Source organism: Rahnella selenatireducens, from assembly GCF_046449555.1.
GTDB classification, from domain to species: Bacteria; Pseudomonadota; Gammaproteobacteria; order Enterobacterales; family Enterobacteriaceae; genus Rahnella; species Rahnella selenatireducens.
This window is the reverse complement of the sequence record NZ_JBKEZJ010000002.1, coordinates 506,255-524,812: the sequence shown is the minus strand read 5'-3', so window position 1 is coordinate 524,812 and position 18,558 is coordinate 506,255. Positions and strand designations below refer to the sequence as shown.

Annotated in this window: 17 protein-coding genes; 5 read left to right on the top strand and 12 right to left on the bottom strand. The window is 49.1% G+C overall.

The features are described from left to right. Positions 1 to 44: 44 nt before the first annotated feature. Positions 45 to 1,130 (bottom strand): class C beta-lactamase, encoded by a 1,086-nt coding sequence (gene ampC, locus ACLBVC_RS05695; protein WP_410148767.1) that lies wholly within the window; start codon positions 1,128 to 1,130, stop codon positions 45 to 47. 163 nt (positions 1,131 to 1,293) lie between these two features. Here ampC and ampR point away from each other — a divergent pair, with 163 nt between their 5' ends. Further along, positions 1,294 to 2,172 carry a LysR family transcriptional regulator AmpR gene (gene ampR / locus ACLBVC_RS05690; RefSeq protein WP_410148765.1) on the top strand — a complete coding sequence of 293 codons (879 nt, stop codon included), beginning with the start codon at positions 1,294 to 1,296 and terminating at the stop codon, positions 2,170 to 2,172. A 182-nt stretch (positions 2,173 to 2,354) separates the two neighbouring features. Here ampR and ACLBVC_RS05685 read toward each other — a convergent pair whose 3' ends face one another. From ACLBVC_RS05685 to ACLBVC_RS05675, 3 genes are read right to left on the bottom strand one after another with little or no spacing between them, the layout of a single operon-like run. Continuing rightward, positions 2,355 to 3,692 (bottom strand): c-type cytochrome, encoded by a 1,338-nt coding sequence (locus tag ACLBVC_RS05685; RefSeq protein WP_410148763.1) that lies wholly within the window; start codon positions 3,690 to 3,692, stop codon positions 2,355 to 2,357. Then, complete coding sequence (locus ACLBVC_RS05680) at positions 3,685 to 5,289, bottom strand: GMC family oxidoreductase (protein ID WP_410148761.1); 1,605 nt, start codon at positions 5,287 to 5,289, stop codon at positions 3,685 to 3,687. Before ACLBVC_RS05680 ends, ACLBVC_RS05685 begins: the two co-directional genes overlap by 8 nt. A gap of 23 nt (positions 5,290 to 5,312) precedes the next feature. Then, complete coding sequence (locus ACLBVC_RS05675) at positions 5,313 to 5,816, bottom strand: sugar dehydrogenase complex small subunit (RefSeq protein WP_410148759.1); 504 nt, start codon at positions 5,814 to 5,816, stop codon at positions 5,313 to 5,315. Positions 5,817 to 6,299: 483 nt separating this feature from the next. Between ACLBVC_RS05675 and ACLBVC_RS05670 the strand changes: the two genes are divergently transcribed. Continuing rightward, positions 6,300 to 6,677 (top strand): hypothetical protein, encoded by a 378-nt coding sequence (locus ACLBVC_RS05670; RefSeq protein ID WP_410148757.1) that lies wholly within the window; start codon positions 6,300 to 6,302, stop codon positions 6,675 to 6,677. A 140-nt stretch (positions 6,678 to 6,817) separates the two neighbouring features. On the opposite strand, the gene ACLBVC_RS05665 is transcribed toward ACLBVC_RS05670, so the two are convergent. Together ACLBVC_RS05665 and ACLBVC_RS05660 are read right to left on the bottom strand one after the other, a co-directional pair. Next, positions 6,818 to 7,300 carry a glutathione peroxidase gene (locus ACLBVC_RS05665; RefSeq protein ID WP_410148755.1) on the bottom strand — a complete coding sequence of 161 codons (483 nt, stop codon included), beginning with the start codon at positions 7,298 to 7,300 and terminating at the stop codon, positions 6,818 to 6,820. Between the two features lie 201 nt (positions 7,301 to 7,501). Then, positions 7,502 to 7,996 (bottom strand): 2-thiouracil desulfurase family protein, encoded by a 495-nt coding sequence (locus tag ACLBVC_RS05660; RefSeq protein WP_410148753.1) that lies wholly within the window; start codon positions 7,994 to 7,996, stop codon positions 7,502 to 7,504. 231 nt (positions 7,997 to 8,227) lie between these two features. Here ACLBVC_RS05660 and ACLBVC_RS05655 point away from each other — a divergent pair, with 231 nt between their 5' ends. Next, positions 8,228 to 9,334 (top strand): ABC transporter substrate-binding protein, encoded by a 1,107-nt coding sequence (locus ACLBVC_RS05655; RefSeq protein ID WP_410148751.1) that lies wholly within the window; start codon positions 8,228 to 8,230, stop codon positions 9,332 to 9,334. 679 nt (positions 9,335 to 10,013) lie between these two features. Here ACLBVC_RS05655 and ACLBVC_RS05650 read toward each other — a convergent pair. The 3 genes from ACLBVC_RS05650 to ACLBVC_RS05640 all read right to left on the bottom strand — a co-directional run bounded on the left by ACLBVC_RS05650 (position 10,014) and on the right by ACLBVC_RS05640 (position 12,209). Beyond that, on the bottom strand, positions 10,014 to 11,081 hold the full coding sequence (locus ACLBVC_RS05650; RefSeq protein ID WP_410148749.1) for an acyltransferase family protein: 1,068 nt from the start codon (positions 11,079 to 11,081) through the stop codon (positions 10,014 to 10,016). 73 nt (positions 11,082 to 11,154) lie between these two features. Next, the gene (locus ACLBVC_RS05645) at positions 11,155 to 11,280 is read right to left on the bottom strand and encodes a hypothetical protein (RefSeq protein ID WP_410148747.1); all 126 of its coding nucleotides are present in this window, start codon (positions 11,278 to 11,280) and stop codon (positions 11,155 to 11,157) included. A 275-nt stretch (positions 11,281 to 11,555) separates the two neighbouring features. Then, the gene (locus ACLBVC_RS05640; protein ID WP_410148745.1) at positions 11,556 to 12,209 is read right to left on the bottom strand and encodes a DUF421 domain-containing protein; all 654 of its coding nucleotides are present in this window, start codon (positions 12,207 to 12,209) and stop codon (positions 11,556 to 11,558) included. A 211-nt stretch (positions 12,210 to 12,420) separates the two neighbouring features. Here ACLBVC_RS05640 and ACLBVC_RS05635 point away from each other — a divergent pair, with 211 nt between their 5' ends. Then, on the top strand, positions 12,421 to 13,416 hold the full coding sequence (locus ACLBVC_RS05635; protein ID WP_410148841.1) for a LacI family DNA-binding transcriptional regulator: 996 nt from the start codon (positions 12,421 to 12,423) through the stop codon (positions 13,414 to 13,416). Between the two features lie 29 nt (positions 13,417 to 13,445). On the opposite strand, the gene ACLBVC_RS05630 is transcribed toward ACLBVC_RS05635, so the two are convergent. The 3 genes from ACLBVC_RS05630 to ACLBVC_RS05620 all read right to left on the bottom strand — a co-directional run bounded on the left by ACLBVC_RS05630 (position 13,446) and on the right by ACLBVC_RS05620 (position 17,211). Then, positions 13,446 to 14,885, bottom strand: a complete 1,440-nt coding sequence (locus ACLBVC_RS05630) for a glycoside hydrolase family 32 protein (protein ID WP_410148743.1) — start codon at positions 14,883 to 14,885, stop codon at positions 13,446 to 13,448. Further along, the gene (locus ACLBVC_RS05625; protein WP_410148741.1) at positions 14,882 to 16,132 is read right to left on the bottom strand and encodes an MFS transporter; all 1,251 of its coding nucleotides are present in this window, start codon (positions 16,130 to 16,132) and stop codon (positions 14,882 to 14,884) included. The genes ACLBVC_RS05630 and ACLBVC_RS05625 overlap by 4 nt, the downstream gene beginning before the upstream one ends. Positions 16,133 to 16,350: 218 nt before the next feature. Continuing rightward, the gene (locus ACLBVC_RS05620) at positions 16,351 to 17,211 is read right to left on the bottom strand and encodes a hypothetical protein (protein WP_410148739.1); all 861 of its coding nucleotides are present in this window, start codon (positions 17,209 to 17,211) and stop codon (positions 16,351 to 16,353) included. A 496-nt stretch (positions 17,212 to 17,707) separates the two neighbouring features. Between ACLBVC_RS05620 and ACLBVC_RS05615 the strand changes: the two genes are divergently transcribed. Further along, positions 17,708 to 18,520, top strand: a complete 813-nt coding sequence (locus ACLBVC_RS05615; protein ID WP_410148737.1) for a fimbrial protein — start codon at positions 17,708 to 17,710, stop codon at positions 18,518 to 18,520. Positions 18,521 to 18,558: the final 38 nt, after the last annotated feature.

Below are 18,558 nucleotides of genomic sequence, written 5' to 3'. Positions count from 1 at the left end.
GTTACGGGGTTTCATACGGGAGTGCCGCATCGTCTTATAGCTGATTACTCCAATGCCTTTAAAATTTGCATCGCAGCTTTTACCCGCTCAGTGTTGGGATAATTTTTATTCGCCAGCATAACGATGCCTACCTGTTTTTCAGGAATAAAAGCCACATAGGCACCAAATCCGCCGGTTGCTCCGGTTTTGTGAACCCATGATGCATTCACGCGCGGATGCGACTGCGCACTCCGTACCTGTTGCGGGCCCAACGCGATCTGGTTATCTGCGCCGTTTACTGCCAGCTCAGCCTGAGCTGGCCAGTCAAGCATTTCCCAGCCCAGCCCCTGATAGAGTGCATCGGTGCGATAAAAACGCGTTTGTGCCAGATCCAAAGCTTGCCGTAACGTCTTATCTGCCACGTCCTGCGGATCCATATTCGCCTGCATCCAGCGCGACATATCTTTTATCGAAGATTTCACCCCATAGGCTTCCGCATCCAACATACCCGGTGATACACGAACGGGCTTACCCTCACGGTAACCCCAGGCGTAAGCGCTTTTGGCAGATTCCGGCACAGTAATAAAGGTGTGACTGAGCTTAAGCGGCGTAAACACGCGTTGTTGCATGGCTTGCTCAAAGGAAAGTCCGGTGGGTTTTACCGCTAAAAACCCAAAAAGACCGATACTGCTGTTCGCATACTGACGCGCGGTTCCGGGTGACCATTGAGGTTGCCACTCCTGATAGAAGTGAACCAACGCCTTCTCATCAGTGACTGCATCCGGAACCTGCAACGGCAGGCCACCTGCGGTGTAAGTCGCCAGCTGAAGCAGCGTAATGTCGTGCCACTGCGGCGTGTTAAGTGCGTGCCAGTATTTGCTGGCCGGATCTTTAAGCGCAATCTCGCCTTTCGTCACGGCGACGCCACCCAATACACCCGTGAAGGTTTTACTCACTGAGCCCAGTTCAAAGAGGGTGTCTTCTGTTACCGGACGCCTTTGTGCTTCATCAGCCATGCCCCAGGTAAAGTAGTAGGGCTTTCCTCTGACCACCACCGCGACCGCCATTCCGGGGATACCTTGCTGCTGCATCAGCGGTTTTATTGCCTGACTCACGGTAGTTTCCACATCCGGGGCGGCTGCGTTACTCATAGAGCACACAGAGGCCAATACCGTCGCTATTAACGTTTTAGAAATTAACTTCACTGTTTTAACCTTATGGTTTGTTGTCCCACCTGAATTTTGCCCAGTTTGACAGATTGCAACAAACTGTTAATTTTAGGGTCTGATAAAAGAAAAACTTACAGGTGGAATCGTGGTTCGTCCTTACATCCCTTTAAATGCCCTGAGATCATTCGAAGCTGCCGCCCGCCACCTAAGCTTTACTAATGCGGCCTCAGAACTGCATGTCACTCATGCGGCGGTCAGCCAGCAGGTGAAATCACTGGAACAACAGCTTGGCTGCCCGTTGTTTGTACGTGTTTCACGCGGACTGATGCTGACCCCGGAAGGCGAAAGTCTGTTGCCTGTGTTGAATGATTCTTTCGATCGTATTGCTGATACGTTGGATCGTTTCTGGGCAGGGCAGGTGCGGGAAAAACTTAAAGTGGGTGTGGTAGGAAGCTTTGCCATCGGCTTGTTGTTGCCCCGTGTTGATGATTTCAACCACCATCACCCGCACATTGAACTGCAACTTTCCACACACAATAATCGCGTTGATCCTGCTGCGGAAGGTCACGATTACACCATTCGCTTCGGTAGCGGTGCCTGGCACGGCACAGAGGCACAGTTTATTTGCGATGCCCCCCTGTCGCCGCTGTGTATTCCCACGATCGCCCGACAGTTGGAGCATCCTGCCGACGTGCATAAATTTACCCTGCTACGCTCTTTTCGCCGTGATGAATGGAGCCACTGGTTGCAAAGCATTAATGAACATCCACCTTCTCCCGCCCAACCTGTGATGATATTCGATTCTTCACTGACCATGATCGAAGCCGCGCTGATGGGGACAGGCATTGCGCTCGCTCCCAGTAAGATTTTCAATCACCTGCTGCAAACGGAGAAACTCATTCGCCCCTTTGCCGCTGAAATTAACCTCGGGGGTTACTGGCTGACACGATTACAAACGCGCGCCGAAAGTCCTGCTATGAAGGCGTTCTCGAACTGGCTCAGTGCGCAATTTGGTGCGAAATGAAATGCGGGTGGTGTGTCAGGGTGTTTTTGTTGACCACTTCAAGAAGAAGGTCGAGAAATATGAAGTAATGCAGTAATAACCTTATCCACGCATTGAATATATGACACATAAGATAAGACCGGGCCGGTGAATAATCAGCCTGCCCGGTCTGAGGAGGTAAAGCTCAGAAATCAGCGAAAAACTTAAGCCGTTTTGCGACGACGACGGTACAGCCAGATGCCGATGAACAGGATGACGATTAGCGCACCGGCGACCATCCCGACACGTGCCAGCATTAATAACGGTGACGCCGCGCCGCCATTACGCAGCTCTTTGACGCGTTCGCTGGTCAGGCTGATGTGACTGCCGCCCACGTCTTTCATCAGATAATTGGTGAGATGGGCAATTTGTGCATCGCTAAGTTCATGAGCAAACCCCGGCATTCCCTGTCCCTTTTCGGGCCAGACACCGTCCAGAATTGCCATCGCGACATTGTCCGCCGTGGGCTTTTGCAGTATCGGATGGTTCTTCAGCGCAGGCAGCCCGTTCAGCCCTTGTCCTTCCTGATTGTGACAGGCGGCGCAGTTGCCAAGATACAGTTTTTGTCCCTCGCTCATGGCGTCCAGCGCAGCGGGCGTATCATTACCGGTCACGGGCGTAAGCCCCGAAGTCACCGGCTTAACCACAGATTTGGCATCCTCAGGTAACAGATACACCGTGATAGCCTGCCGGTCTTCCGGTGTCAGACGCGAAAAGCTCTTATCGATTGCCTCCAGCATCGGGCCGCCCGCCGTTGCACCGTTATCTGCATGGCCGGTGGCCAGATACGCGGTGAGCATTTCACGGGTCCAGTGCGTGTCGGTCAGCTGCCGGGCCGTGATATCAGGAGCAAACCAGGTGCCCAGTGATGCGCCGCCCAGTAACTTATCCTGCTGTTCTGCCATCAGGAAATTGCGCGGGGTATGGCAGGTGCTGCAATGGCCTAAACCCTGCACCAGATACGCACCACGATTCCACTCTTCAGAACGGTCGTCCTGCGGTTTGAAGGTCTCTTTGTCGAGGAATAACAGGTTCCAGGCCGCCATGCTAAAGCGAAGATTGAACGGGAAAGGCAGATCGGTTGCCTGTGGACGCTGGTCCACCGGCGCGACGCCGTGCATGAAGTAGGTATACAGCGCGCTGACATCTTCATCGTTCAGTTTGGCATAGGCCGTGTACGGCATTGCCGGATAAAGCGGGCTGCCGTCCGCACGCTTGCCTTTGCGCAGCGCGTCGGAGAACTGTTCCAGCGTGTAACGGCCTATGCCGTCGGTTTTCGACGGGGTGATATTGGTGCTGTAAATCGTACCGATCGGGCTGACGATGGCATGCCCGCCGCTGAAGTCCGGTTTACCGCTGTCGGTATGACAGGCACCACAGTCACCGGCAATCGCGAGATATTCACCGCGTTTGATCTGCTCATCCTGCGGCGCTGACGCGGCATAAGCTGACACGCAAAAGAGAAGCACCAGCGGCAGCATTTTTAATAAAGAATTACGCATGCTGAGTTTCCTCGAGAATTTTATCCGCGGTGCGCAACGCCAGCGCCATGGCCGTGAGTGTCACGTTGCAGGTGCCTACGGTCGGCATCACGCCGGTGCCCACCATAAAGAGATTTTCATGATCGTGCGCACGACCCCAGGCATCGGTCACGCTGCTGGCAGGATCCAACCCCATCGACAATGTGCCGGTGATGTGCTGACGGTTAGAAAACTCTCCTTCCTTACTGTGTTTGATGTTGGTCGCACCGAGCTTCGCGGCGATGGCGTCATAATTCTCTCGTGTGACCCTGGCGCCTCGCTGCTCATATTCGCCTACGGACCAGTAAAGTTCAGGCGTCGGTAAACCCAGCGGGTCTTTCTTACTGCTGAGCGTTACCCGGTTATTCGGATCAGGTAACTGTTCCATTGCATTTTTGATGCTCAGACGGCGGGCAGCGCGGAACTGGATTTGTTCTTCCAGCTTTTTGCCGAAATACCCTTGTTGCAGCAGCTCTTTGGTGACGCTGGCAACCTGCGAAGCGTTGGAGATATCGATACGGAAAGGCGCATGCTCTTTTCTGAACTCACCGTCGCGGAACTGCCCTATGGAGCAGGGGCTGACGGGGCCGCGTCCCGGCCAGATCGGTTCATCCACATCAAAGGTAACGCCGATAGCAGGGTGATCGCAGAGATTGCGGCCCACGTTGTCGCGGGCATTGGCAATCCCCTGCGGGAATTTATCGCTGACGGACATCAGCAGGAGTTTAGGGGTTTCAATCGCGTTTGCTGCCAGCACGAAAGTTTTACCGGTAACCCGGTGGCTGACTTTGTTCCAGTCGAAATACCAGACGGCGACGATGTTTCCCTGAGTGTCGTGTTCAAGCTTATACGCCACGGCTTCGGTAATAATGCTGACACCGGAGGCTTCGGCCTGCGCTGCCGCCAGACCGCCGTGGTATTGCGCATCTATCGGACAAACCGGCATGCAGTTATTGTTACCGCAGCAGGCAGGGCGCCCGTCGAAACTGCGGCTGTTGCGACCCGTGCAGTCATCGAGCACCGTGAAATCAGGTGCCAGACGATCGGTCACCCGTTGTTGCAACCATGAGGCCGGTACCGCGTCCATCGGAAAGGGTTTGGCGCGCGGTGAACCGTTATCCGGCGCGCCACCGACACCGGCAATAACTTCTGCCTGATAGTAGTAATCTTCCAGGTCGTCGTAAGCTATCGGCCAGTCTTTGCCGATACCGTACTGGCTGTGCTGGCGAAAATCGTTAGGGACGTAGCGCCACAACTGCGCAGCCCAGTGCCAGCTGGTTCCGCCGAACATACGGATGTACTGGGCATTGAACGCATGCGGGCCTGTCTGCTGTAAATACCCGTTAGGTTCAGGCGTGTAACGTGGCTGAGGAGCCATTTCGGAATAGGGATAAGGGGACATAAAGTCGGATTTGAACGCGGAGGCACGAAAGCGTTCAACCAGCGCATCGCGGCTGACTTTCGGCCCCGATTCCAGCAACAGCACGGATTTGCCCGCTTTTGCCAGTCGGGTAGCAAGAAGGGAGCCGCTGACGCCCGCGCCAATGACGACCACATCGGCAGAAAGTTTATTATTCATATATGACATTGCTCTTAAAGAATTTAGGGTTGCTTAGCCCAACTGCCGCAGGGGCCATAAGAAAAACTTGGCGGTACCAGTTTGTCGCTAACGGCCTTGTTGGCCAGCGTATTGATATAGGTGACGTAGATGGCTTTATAGCCCTTGCCGACGACCCCGTTGTACCAACCGCCCAGAATATTTTTAGCTAAGGTTTCGGCATCCACATGCGCCTCGGGAAAGCGCAGCACCGGCTGTTCCAGCCAGTCCGGATTGGCATCCAGCAATGTTTTAAGTTGGGTCAGCTCCTCAAAAAAACGTTCCTGCGTCAAGTTCAGCGCATGACATAGCGCCTCAGACACCGTGTTATCCAGCGTTTCATGCAGGGTCAGCTGGCGGGAAACCTGGATAAAGTTGGCGAGTAAGGCGGCGTTTGGCTCAATCATGGCGGCGTTAGCGCGCGGGAGGGGGATCAGTTTCCCCGCCACGGAGGTCAGGCCCACCAGGCCAATGACCTTCAACACGCCTCTGCGTGAATATTGCTTCATATTTTTCTCTTTCTTATCAATAACGGCAGACGGGTTTTCCGCCGTCAGGTCTTTGAACGGGAGTGCTCCCGTTTCATTCCGGGCAGCGATGTTTTAACCCGCAAACATACAATAATCGTAGGGGATTTTTCTGACGAGGGAGAAATTTAAAGCAGATGAACGTCGGTTTTTACGTCATGTAAAAAGGGGAGTTACGCATTTGTTCCGGAGGGAACGATGTTATTCGCTTTCCTGCGCACAGGAATGTGAGTTCCCTGTGAAACCTTCTCCTGTCAGAGACAAACTGTCGTATCCCTGATTCATTTTCCGACATAATGCACTCATTTAGTTAAACAAATCATAACAGACATGAAAAAAGAAACGCTCAATACAGCAACGTAGTGTATATGGGTTTGAGCGGAGAATTTTGAGTTTTACTCCTCAGTCTGTTTATTGCAATATCTGACATTATCGCTCAAAGGTATAAACCTAAAGGGTCGCGTGATGCAGAGAACAAACAATAAAAAGAAATTAATCCTGATATTCTGCTTGCTCTTTGCTCAATTACTGAGCGGGTGCGTACTGACTCGGGTTTCTGAAAAATCACATGCCAGAGAAGTCGAGAGCCTGAATCTTATCGGAATGAGCCTGGATGCGGCGAAAGAAAAGTTAAGTAAAGAAGGATTTGATTGCAGCGACTATCCTGAGACTAACAGGGTGCAAACCCAATCCGGCCCACGCACTTTAATACAGCTTGATTGTAGCAAAAGGAGCTTAGAACTGATTTGTCCGCAAATACGCTATGCGGTGCTCAATGTCGACCCCCAAAGCTTCAAAGTGGTATTGGTGGGAAAACGCATAACTGACCAAGCCTGTTTTTGATGATTAAATCCAGGAGTCATTAGCGAGTAAAAGACGGGGCTGCTTGCAAAAGGGAAAATATCTAAGGTTAAGCCTTTTTTAAGCAGACATCAGTTTGTCGGAATATCTCTAAATATGGACGGTTTGAATTACAGGAACACTTAGGTTTCAAGTGCAGCGAGAATGAGGGTTTCCATTTTCTCAGGAGGGGTGAACGGTGCAAAACGTTTGAGCGGTTTGCCGTCGCGACCAATCAGGAACTTAGTAAAGTTCCACTTGATCCGTCCACCCAGCACGCCGGGTAATTCGTCCTTCAGGTAACGAAATACCGGGTGTGTAGCGGCACCGTTGACCTCCACTTTCTCAAATATCGGGAAGCTCACACCATAGTGGATGTGGCAGGTCTGCGCGATTTCGTCGGCACCGCCGGGTTCCTGATTACCGAACTGGTTGCAGGGGAAGCCAAGCACCACCAGACCTGAGGCGGCGAACTTCTTGTAGAGCGTTTCAAGCCCTGCGTATTGTGGCGTGAAGCCGCAATGGCTGGCGGTATTAACCACCAGAACCACCTTGCCAGCATAGTCGTCCATAGAAATGAGCTGCCCACCCAGACTGGTGGCCGTAAGTTGATGAAAGGTGGTCATGTCAGTATCCTCAGAGCAGATTAGCAAAATCGAACGAAAGCGAACAACCAGCAGGCATCTTTGACCTGCTCAAGGGTCATTCCTTTGTCGGAAACACCTTACGATCCTTTATTGTGTTGTGGCACAAATTGGCGTGAGAAGGTGTGACGCCATTAATAAACCAAAAACTGATTTCTTTTCATACCTCAATGAAAAATAGATTCAGCGTTCTTTCTCATCAATCCAGGCAACGAGATCGGCGAGCCTTTTCTCAGAAAACACGGCTATCCCGTGTTCCGTGAGTAGCGAAGCTGCGACTCCCATCCCTGACTTACGCTGGCCGCTAAATGAACCGTCATAGATGAACTGGCTACCGCATGTCGGACTGCCGTCGGTTAACAGCGCAGCGGTACAACCTGATTCCTGAGCTGTACGCAGTGCCAGCCAGGCGGCAAGCTGATAATGCTCAGTGACATCCTGCCCCGTAATTTCAAGTATTCTGATCTGAGCCTGCATTACGTTTTTACCACCAGTGGAAACAATCTCAGCAGGTGGACGTGGAATTGGCAATCCGGCAGCCAGTTCAGGACAATGGATCACAAGACGCTGCTCTTTCTGCCAGCGCTGCAACTGATCTGTCAGTTGTGCTTTCTCGCTTCCGTCATAGCGCACTTTGAACCCCATCAGGCAAGCACTTACCAGTATTTTATTCATCATCGTTATCGTCTGTGAGGGCAAGTGAATGCCTGGATTATAACACCTTCTCTTTTTACACTTTTCAATTTATTGAATTTCAGGAAATGTTATGGGAATAATACGGTGGTAGTGACAGGGCGGGATTTTCTATCTTTTGCTGTAACTTAAGTTAAATTAAAATCTGGTAAATCTGTTTTTATAAAAATAAATTTTGGCCTCAGATAATAATCACACAATACCTAAGGGAATTAAATGAAGTTACTTCAAGGTTTGCTTTTTATACTGTCCGTTGCGATAACCGGTCAGGCCAGTGGCGCCACCACCACGCTGACTGATGTGTTGGGAAATAAAATAACCTTAGATACGCCGGTGAAAAGGGCGGTATTGGGTTTCTATTTTGAAGATTATATGGCGGTAGGGGGGGAACAGGCGTTTGACCATATTGTCGGCATTTCGCGTGAAGCCTGGCATGGCAAAGTGCCAGCGAACTGGGATATGTATATCAAACACCGTCCTTCTATTGCTGATATTCCGGATATTGGCGAAATCGACCTGCACAATGTGTCGCTGGAAAAGTTAATCAGCCTGAAGCCGGATGTGGTCATTTTAGCCAGCTGGCAGTACGCGGCGTTGAAGTATGAAGTCACGCAACTTCAGAGTTTGCATATTCCGGTTGTCGTGCTCGATTACAATGATCAGACGGTAGAAAACCATGTGAAATCCACGGAAATAATCGGAGTATTAACCGGCCAGACTGACCGCGCCAATGAGCTGGCCCTGCTTTATAAAAATAACATCACACTGATTGAAGACCGGATCAGACAGGCAAATCTGCCTAAGCCAAAAGTCTACATTGAGTTTGGTAATAAAGGTCCGGCGGAGTATTCCTTCACCTATGGCGAAAATATGTGGGGCGTGATGCTGCGTCTTGCAGGTGGCGAAAATATAGCTGCGCCTTTTGTTAAACAGTGGGGCGAAATTAATCCTGAGCAGTTGCTGGTTGCCAGACCGGATGTCATTTTTATTTCCGGCAGGGAAAACAATAAAGTGGATACAGCACTGGAAATGGGCATCGGCGTCAATGAAGCCATAGCAAGAGCTAAACTCAACGGGTTCGCCCATCGTGACGGCTGGGGTTCATTACCGGCGATTCAGAATGGCAAACTCTACGGCGTTTATCAGGGCGCATCACGTACGCTGGTCGATTTCACAATGGTACAGTTTATCGCTAAATCTCTTTATCCAGATTTATTTAAGGATATTGATCCGGTGAAAAACTATCACGATTACTACCAAAAATATCTGCCAGTTATGCCGGTGGGCACCTTTGCGTTATCGGCCAGCGGTGGAAAAGATTGATTGTTGATATTTGTTGTTAAAAGAAGCCCGGATTATCTCCTAAAGCTTGCCAGATAAGCTTTTGACGGAGGCCGTAACGCGTAGCGTTGCGGCTTCATTTTTACCGCACTTGGGGAGTTTCCCACCCTCCGCCTGGCAATACAAAACTCTCTGACATCTCCAGTATCTCTGAGATGCTCCTCATAGATTTACACGGAACAATGTTATGAACGTCCGCTATGAGCGTGAAGCGGACATTAGACTGCTCATGTTTAAGGAAAAAAACTTTCCAACAGCTCAAGTCCAAACTGCCAGGTCTCTGGGACCCCCGAGGTTTAAAGGCTTAAATCCCTCACCTTCTTTACCGATCATGTATCCCGAGGTCAGAACTATACGGGCTTTTTCGAGAATAATAGTCAAGGGGGGAGAGCATGCCCACATGCCGGGGCAGTTCGTTTGCCATTCAGCGGCGCGGTCAAAGGTACCGGCAAGATGCGATACCGTAGGAGGATTGGAAGAAAGGAAAAAGACATAGGTAGCGAAACAACGCTGCCAATTAAGGATTTAATGAACCTGTCATTGACAAGTATAATACCCATCATAAAAAATCATGAGGGCATTACCTATTAATTTAGCATTAATAATTATCTCCTTTACGCTTTTTAAGTGCTCGGAGATAATTGTTTAAGATCATGTATCTTTAAAGGGGGAGGGTCTTTTTCTTTACTTGTGAAAGTGGGCGCTCAATATAAAACCACGATAGCCAAGCCAATACAATTGAGAGAGCCAATGAAAGTGAAAATCTCCCGTAGCCGTCTTCTAACCCAATAGTTGAAAAGTACTTGCCCATTCCATTATTCATTAAGGTATGTATAAGATAGAGTGAGAATGATATATTCCCCAACCATGCTAAAACACCCGGAACATATTTTCCAATTGCATCCTCTGACAACACTACACTGATTAGTATCAATGCATAAATCCATCCTGAACTAAGTATTCCATGTCCCAAAAATAAACCATGGCTAAAAAAATATGCTGCTGAAATTATTGTAACAAAGGTAGCAAATGCCATGATATTAGGCGAGACCCACTTCAGGTAAGGTAGCAACAAGCCAAACATCATACCTGTAATGAATAACCAGATAATTGGATTCGTTATGAGGCCGAGTAACGGATATGATGTTTTATAACCTTCTGGTTCTAAACTTAATGTGTGCCCCAACAACACAGGGATTATAATTAAACTTATCGTAAAAAAAACTCCGCTCCATATCCAACGCTTTGTAAAAAGCAAGGCTGCCGAAATGAAAATATAAAACATAACCTCATAATTCAATGTCCATCTTATGCCATACACCCCGCTGTCATCTACATAGAAAGGGGCGTGGTCAGATATAATCGGCATAAAAGTAAATGCGCTTATTAAATTAGCCGTTTTTTCCTGATAGTGAAATGTACTCATTGCACCAGTTAGAAAGAAAGTAAAAACCAAAATAATGTAGTAGGCAGGTAAAATGCGCAATGCTCTTTTTTTTAAAAAACTTAACATTCCTCTTATACCCTGGGGGGACCTGGATGCACTCAGAGTTATAACAAAGCCACTTATAAGAAAAAACAGATCTACACCTGTTGCCCCCCAGCCAAAAAGTTTATCGCCCAAACCAGGATTAACTGCATTGATATTCCATCGGAAGTGAAACAACACGACGCTAAGCGCTGCAAACCCTCTCAACGCCTGTACGCCCTTAAAAGAATAATTAGTCATAAAAATCAAAGATTCACGGTTTAATGTAATGAATGAATTGTAATATTACATGTTTTCTCTCAGCCTTGCACAGTTAGCTGTGACACTCCCCCAAATTCCTAATCCATGCACTTCGCGTCGTTCGCGTGAGCATATACAGATCCAATTGAGCATCGAAAGTTCTAACTGTATAACTCAGCGCAGATTGAGAAATGCCCATTTGGCCGGCTGTCTTAGTGAAACCTTTCTCGCGGCAACAGCAATAAAAACCTGATAATCACTGATGTTTTTCCGCCGCACTGATGAACCTCTCATGTTAATCGAGGCGGACTTGATTTAATTGTTATTTAGGCCTATGGCTACAAAATAACAGGAAAGTGTTCCCGAGAGCTAACCCAATGTCCGCTCCTGACACCAAGCGGACCTTAAATCTCATCTGCCATCTTAAAAAATGCCGACCTAAGCAGCATCGCTTAAAATTATCCTGATCAGCCACTACCTGCACACTTTTCCGTCGGACATCACCAGCGTCATTTCTCCTTGCCAGAACTCAGCGAGGAAGATCTCGCTGATCTGAGTCACACCCAGTGAGGTAATTTTTTCATGCAACCATTCCTCATCTTTCTGAATCGCGTCCAGCTCTGAGTACCGGATCCTGCCGTCTTTAATCAGTATCACCGACGGCATGTCTGCACCTTCGCAGACGGCGGTGATCTGTCCGCCCGGTTCGATTTGGGCATATTTCAGGTTCTGAAAAGAGTGGATGCCCTGCGCATGCAACTGGGACGCGACATTCAGGATATCAATCTTGTTTTTTCGTTTTAGTATGTTTTCCATAATAAACTTCCCATCCTTGATAATAGGAATGGGATTACCAATCGCAAATGAACGAAAGATAAAAAATCTCTTGCTGACGGCATTTAGCAAAGATATCAACATAACGCCGATAATAAGCACGATAATATACTGGTACAGCGGGATAACATCGTTGTAAATGACGCCGCCGATAATTCCACCCAGAACAAAGTTGCCGATAAAATCGACGGGTGTCATCTGAGAGAGCTGTGTTTTCCCTGAGAAATTCAGGTGTGAAATGACGATCAAAAAACCAAGGACGAATTTTGCCAGGACTAAAAGATAATATTCCATTAGGTTAACCCCCTCCACTTATAATTCAGTAATATATCACAATCCATTCAGATATTCAGTGGTTCAATGGTTCTGGCGGATAGTCGAACAATATCCGGACATGCTTTCAGTTAAATATGTTCTTACCTCTCAATAGAAGGGTTTTTTAAGTGCGCAGCGGCCCTGTTTTTGTGTAGGATCAGCACATAGAAATATTATGAGCTGGAGAATTATGGCTTCGCTGAAAGAAGTGGCCCAACGGGCCTCCGTTTCGCTGATGACGGTGTCACGCGCCATTAACGAGCCGCAACAACTCAAGCCGGAGACGCTGGCACGGGTGCGGGAAGCTATCGATGCACTTAATTATGTGCCCGATTTCTCAGCGCGAAAAATGCGCGGGAAAAGCAGCAAAGTATCCACACTTGGCGTGCTGGCGCTGGACACGGCAACCACGCCATTCTCCGTCGAACTGCTTCTGTCTGTTGAACTCACCGCACGTGAATTTGGCTGGAGCAGTTTTCTTGTCAGCATTACCTCACTGGCCGACAGCGAGCGGGCGGTGAGTCAGCTCCTTTCTCAGCGCCCGGACGGCATCATTTACACCACCATGGGGCTGCGTGAAGTGAAAATTCCGCCGCGCCTTGTCGGTAAAAATCTTGTACTGGCCAACTGCATCAGCCCTGATCATGAACTTCCGGGTTACATTCCTGACGATTTTGGCGGGCAATACCAGGCCATGAAATTGCTTTTGCAAAAGGGATACCGACATCCTTTGTGCTTTTATTTACCGGAATCGATTCCCGCCGGGATCCGCCGTCGCACTGGCGCAGAACAGGCCTGGCGCGAAGCCGGAATGCCTGCGGAACAACTTCGCCAGTTTCATATGGAATTCGGTGATGAGCATTACCGTGACATAGTGCAGATCCTGGAAAGATTTGCGCCCGACGGCAAACCTGACTTTGACGTGCTGATCTGCGGCAATGATCGCATTGCTTTTCTGGCTTATCAGGTCTTGCTGGCGAAGGGGATTCAAATCCCGCAGCAGGTTGCGGTGCTGGGGTACGACAACATGGTCGGTATCGGCGATTTATTCATCCCGCCGCTGACCACGGTTCAGCTGCCTCACCGCGAAATTGGCCGCGAGGCGGTGTTGCATCTGATCGAACAGCGCCCCAATCAGGGATTGATAAAAATCGATTCCCCTGTACTGGAGCGCGAGTCTTTATAACGTCTTTTCTTTATACACTTCCCGCACAATCAGCCTGAGCTCAGCGTCCAGAAATCACCCTGAACTAAGGTTGCTTTACCGTTTGTGGCAAAAACGGAGAGGGCGCGCTGGCCGGGTTGCGGATAAATTCTGCTGCTGAACGTCGCGTCTCCCTGATTGACGAAAACTTCCACCGACGAACGGTCGATGAAAATGCGTAAATCCAGACGTTTTCCCGGTGGCAGTGCGATGCTGCGGGCGTCTTTAATCCCGTGCATCGGGAAGTCCCTTTCCAGACAGAGTCTTTGCGCCTGTGTATCCACAAAAAGGGATATGCCGCCGCCGAGTTTTATCCCAAAGCTTTCCGCATCTGACGCCGCCAGATCCCATTGCGTGATAATCTCCGCGGCCTGCGCGTCGTCCGTCAGAGGCCGCATGTCGTTTCTGAGCACGCACGGAGTGACCGGATAATGTTCACGGCGCAGCGTCCGCACTTCTTCCACCGGCATCATGCGCACTTTGCCATCACGCAGCGTCAGTTCACGGGGCAATGTCATACAGCCCGCCCAACCTTCTGCTTTTGACGGCATCACCGATTCCCACATGTCCATCCACGCAATAACGATCCGTCGTCCGTCGTCCGCCGTAAATGACTGCGGCGCGTAGAAATCATGGCCGTGATCCAGCTCGGTAAAGCCTTCCGTAATCGTGAAGTCCTGGCCCGGTTTCCACGATCCGCGCAGGCAGCCGCTCTGGAATAAGTTCTGATAATCATAGCCTTGCATTTTGATCCCTTGCGGAGAACACATCAGAATATGTTCATCGCCAAGCGGGAAGAAATCCGGGCATTCCCACATATAGCCGCTATGGCTATCCGCTTTAGCCAGTACCCGATCCAGTTCCCACTGTTGCAGGCTCTTGCCTTTATAGAGCAGCACCTGCCCGCAGTCGCTGTCATCGCGCGCGCCGATCACCATCCACCAGCAGCCGTTTTCACGCCAGACTTTCGGGTCACGAAAATGCATGATGTTGTCCGGCGGGGTGAGCACCACCCCCTGTTTGGTGAAATGAATGCCGTCCTCGCTGGTGGCCAGACATTGCACTTCGCGGATGGCGCTGTCATTGCCTTCGCCGTTAAGCCAGACATGGCCGGTATAAATCAGGCTAAGTATGCCGTTGTCATCCACGGCGCTGCCGGAGAAACAACCATCGCGGTCATCATCGTTGCCCGGCGCCAGCGCAACCGGAAGATGTTCCCAGTTCACCATGTCCTTGCTGACGGCGTGCCCCCAGTGCATTGGCCCCCAGTTTTCGCTGAACGGATGGTGCTGATAGAAAGCGTGATATACGCCCTGATGGTAAATCAGTCCGTTCGGGTCGTTCATCCATCCTGCCGGTGGGGCAAGGTGGAAGAGGGGGTAGAATGCATCGCCGCGTTTTTTTGCCGCATCCTGCAAAGCGTGGTCAGCACGTTCAAGTCGCTGTTTCATACGTTTTCGCCCTTTTTAAAGTCCATTGAACAGGGAGTCCGGTTCTTATCACCGGTGAGAAGGAAAGCGGAAATCAGAGTGAGGGAAAGTACCAGCGCGCCCATAATCATGTAGGTGTCGGCAAATCCGATCACGTCATAGCCTTTGCCCGCCAGCGGAGAAAATACGCTGGCGCAGACCTGCGTAATGAACTGAAAACCCACAAGATAGAGCGTGGCAGAAAGGCGCGGGTCAAAGCGGGTGGTGATGTACTTAAACATGGCGATCAGCAGAATCGGTAATTCCACGGCGTGCAGCAGTTTCATGCAGGAAATCGTGACGGCATCGGCGGCCAGTCCTGAACCAAAGACGCGCAGAGCCATAATCAGACCGCTCAGCAGCAGGCCGTTTTTAGCGCCAATCTTATTGACCACAAACGGGGCGAGGAACATCCCGCCTGCTTCCAGAAATACCTGGAAGGAATTCAGGAAACCGTACATCTCGTTGCCGTTTCTGACGTCCGGGAAAAGTGACGAGAAGTACACCGGAAACTGCTGGTCATACACGTTATAAACGCTAACGCCGGTGACAAACACGATCAGCGCCCAAAAGCGGGGCAGGCGGAACAGATCGATGGCGTCGGACAGATGCAGATTACCGGGTTTGCCGTATTCGAGCTGGTTCAGGGCATCGGTTTTGACTTCGCGTAATCCCCACAATAACAGCAGGAAAATCAGCGCGGAGCAGGAGCCCATCCAGAAATTTAGGTTTGGATTGATGTTAAAGAGCATTCCGGAAAAGAACGTTGCAGCCGCCCAGCCCAGCGATCCCCACATTCTGGCTTTGCCAAATTCGAAACCTAAAATGCGGCTGACGCGTTCGGTGTACGACTCCAGCGCCCCAATTCCGGCAAAAAAAGTGGCGCCGACATAAAGTCCGCCTGCCACCGCACCCGCTAAAATATTGGACTGTAACAGCGGGGCAAAAATAAAGATGAAAAAGGGGCCACTGAGCAGCAACAAAAAACCAATCGCCCAGAGCAGGTTTTTGCGTAACCCCAGCTTATCCTGAATAAAACCGTACAATGGTTGAGCGCACAGCGCCGTCAGGGCGATGGCAGAAAACAATAATCCGGTGTCAGCACCCCGCAGGCCAATCTTCTGACTTAACCAGAGTGAGATAAGCGAAAAGGCCGATGACCAGGTGTAGAAAAAACAAAAAAGTAATCCGCTAAGCAATGTGTAAGGACTTCGGTTGCTGTTCTTCATGTGTGTGTCCGTTCATTATTAGAATGTGTAGACCACATTGTTAACGTTAACTTTTAGTTTTTCACAGATGTTGTAAGGCGAGTTTATGATGTTAATCACAAGTGTTAACGTTAACATAATTGAAGTGTGATCTGAACCACAATTTTAGGGAAGTGAGTTATCAAGCCTCCGGTTTTATCCCGCAGAGAGGCCCGGATAGTCCGCACAAAGCAACGTAATCAGCGGGGGCTTTGGGTCACATCTTGCTGTCCGCGAAGCCCATACTCGACCATCGCCATGTAAACGGAAAAGTAGTTGAGCGCCATTTGCATGAAGGTCAGATGCAAGACGATCGTGTTATTGTCGGAGTCGAGTCTCAGCAGGCCACCGGCCTCTGCGGCTTTCAGGCATCGCTTGATATGCGAGCGGGAAACCCCGCATTTTAGCGAAGCTTTCAGATAGTTATACTCGATCACCGCATTCTGCTGGCGGATGCTTTCGATGTACAAATCCATCAGCATCATGTGCCCGGCGTCCCTGAAAATGAACTCCTTACAATCTGGCACCATATCGAATAAATAGATCTGATTGAGTATGATTTCCGAGTAATTGCGAAAATATTCTGCGTTGAAATTTTCCATTTTCAGGCAGCTCGAAACATCGAAATTCGGGTACAACATGCCGTAGGGGATCATCATGGTATTAATGAGCGCGCGGGTTTCGTCCTGCGCTTTTGATGTCACCGTATAGTTCAGTTTTCGTTTATCCAGCGGATCCTTTTTAACTTCCATTCGCCCGCCCACACGAATAAAGAGCAGGAAAGAGTCAACGGTATTTTCACTGATTAACCCCGTTGTCTTACAGAAGTCTTTCACATGGCGAAGAGTGGGGTTCTCTGTCGTAAAAAAATAAGTCATGACCGCTGTTCCAATAATAAAACGATTGGCTTTGAAAATAACCTTAAAATAGAGGGGTTTAGTCAGATAAAGTTTAAACATAAGTTTGTAATGTTTCTGCATGACTAACTCTATATCCTTATGCGATTTAATCTCTTCTGCGCGATGAGAAATTAAATCCCTGAGTTCTTGTTTGCTCTTCATTTCGTCGCTTACTTAGTTTGGTGTCATATTACAAATAAAAAAATATCGCAATTATTATTTAGCGTTAATTTAAGGCGTGTTTAAAAACAGTTCAGAATGCTATATGGCGGTAGGGGCGTTATGTGATTTCGTTAAAGTAAAGAAAGGTCTGATTTGCCATCCTAAGCATAATCCTAACACTGCATTAACGAATTCTCCTAAGAGTTGATCTTATTTTGTTCGGTGATATTACCTTTTTAAGTAATGTCGTGTTTATTGTTTTCCAGATTTTAATTAATGGTTTCATCAGGTTATGTTGATTTTCTTACGGGAGTTTTTTTGGGTGATTCCCTCTGAAAAAATTAACCACAAAAATGGACAGTGACTTAACAAACGCCATGTGAGAATTTTCTTATCGCCAGGTTATTCCCCTGTATTGAGATATGTGGATTAACAAGGGTAGCTCTCAGGAATGTGAGTTATCTGTATGTTTTTAATGGATTCTATAAGGATTTTCATGGAAGAGTTACTTCATCATTCCCCGCGCCACGACTTATTCTTTCGCCTCTTTGGCAGAAGAGAACTCGCCATAAAAATTTTTCTTATAGTGATATTACTTATTTTTATAGCAGTGCGTTCTGCTTGTGCAAATATGAGTGTCTATCCTATGGAAGTGACGTTGAATAACCAGGGGGCGGCGCAGATCCAGACCTTATCCCAAAGCGGGGAGGCACAGTTTATTAAAGTCAGCATTAAGAAAATCGAACGGCCCGCTACACCTTTTGAAAAGGAAATAGCCGTTAATGACGCGGTTTCGCCTTCGCTGATTGCCACCCCGGACAAATTTGCACTGGCTTCGGGTTCACAACGTATTATCCGGCTGATCTCGTTAAATCCGCCGGAAAAGGAAACCGCCTGGCGTGTGTATTTCGAGGCTGTTGGTGTGCCTGATGAGCTGAAAGATAAACCGGGGCAGGATAATAAAATATCCAATCAGGTCGGCATCAATTTAGTCTGGGGCGTGCTTGTACATATTCCGCCACAAAAACCGGTATTATCTCTGCGTCAGTTAACGGGCAGCGAAGTAAAAAATAATGGCACAGTGCGCGTTGTTATCCGTGAGGTGGGGATCTGCCCGGAAGGAAGTGTGAGCGGCGGTTGCCAGTGGAAAAAAGAACATGCCACGGTATATCCGGATGAAACTCTGACATTTAAATCGTGGGCGCCTGCGCAATTAAATTCAGCACATGAAATAAGAATTAAATATGTTGATCCGAATTCGAATGGCCTGAGTGAGTACGCTATCGAAAATACGGTCAGCATGTTCTAAGGGAATAACAACCTGTTTGTTATGAGACGGTTCATTAC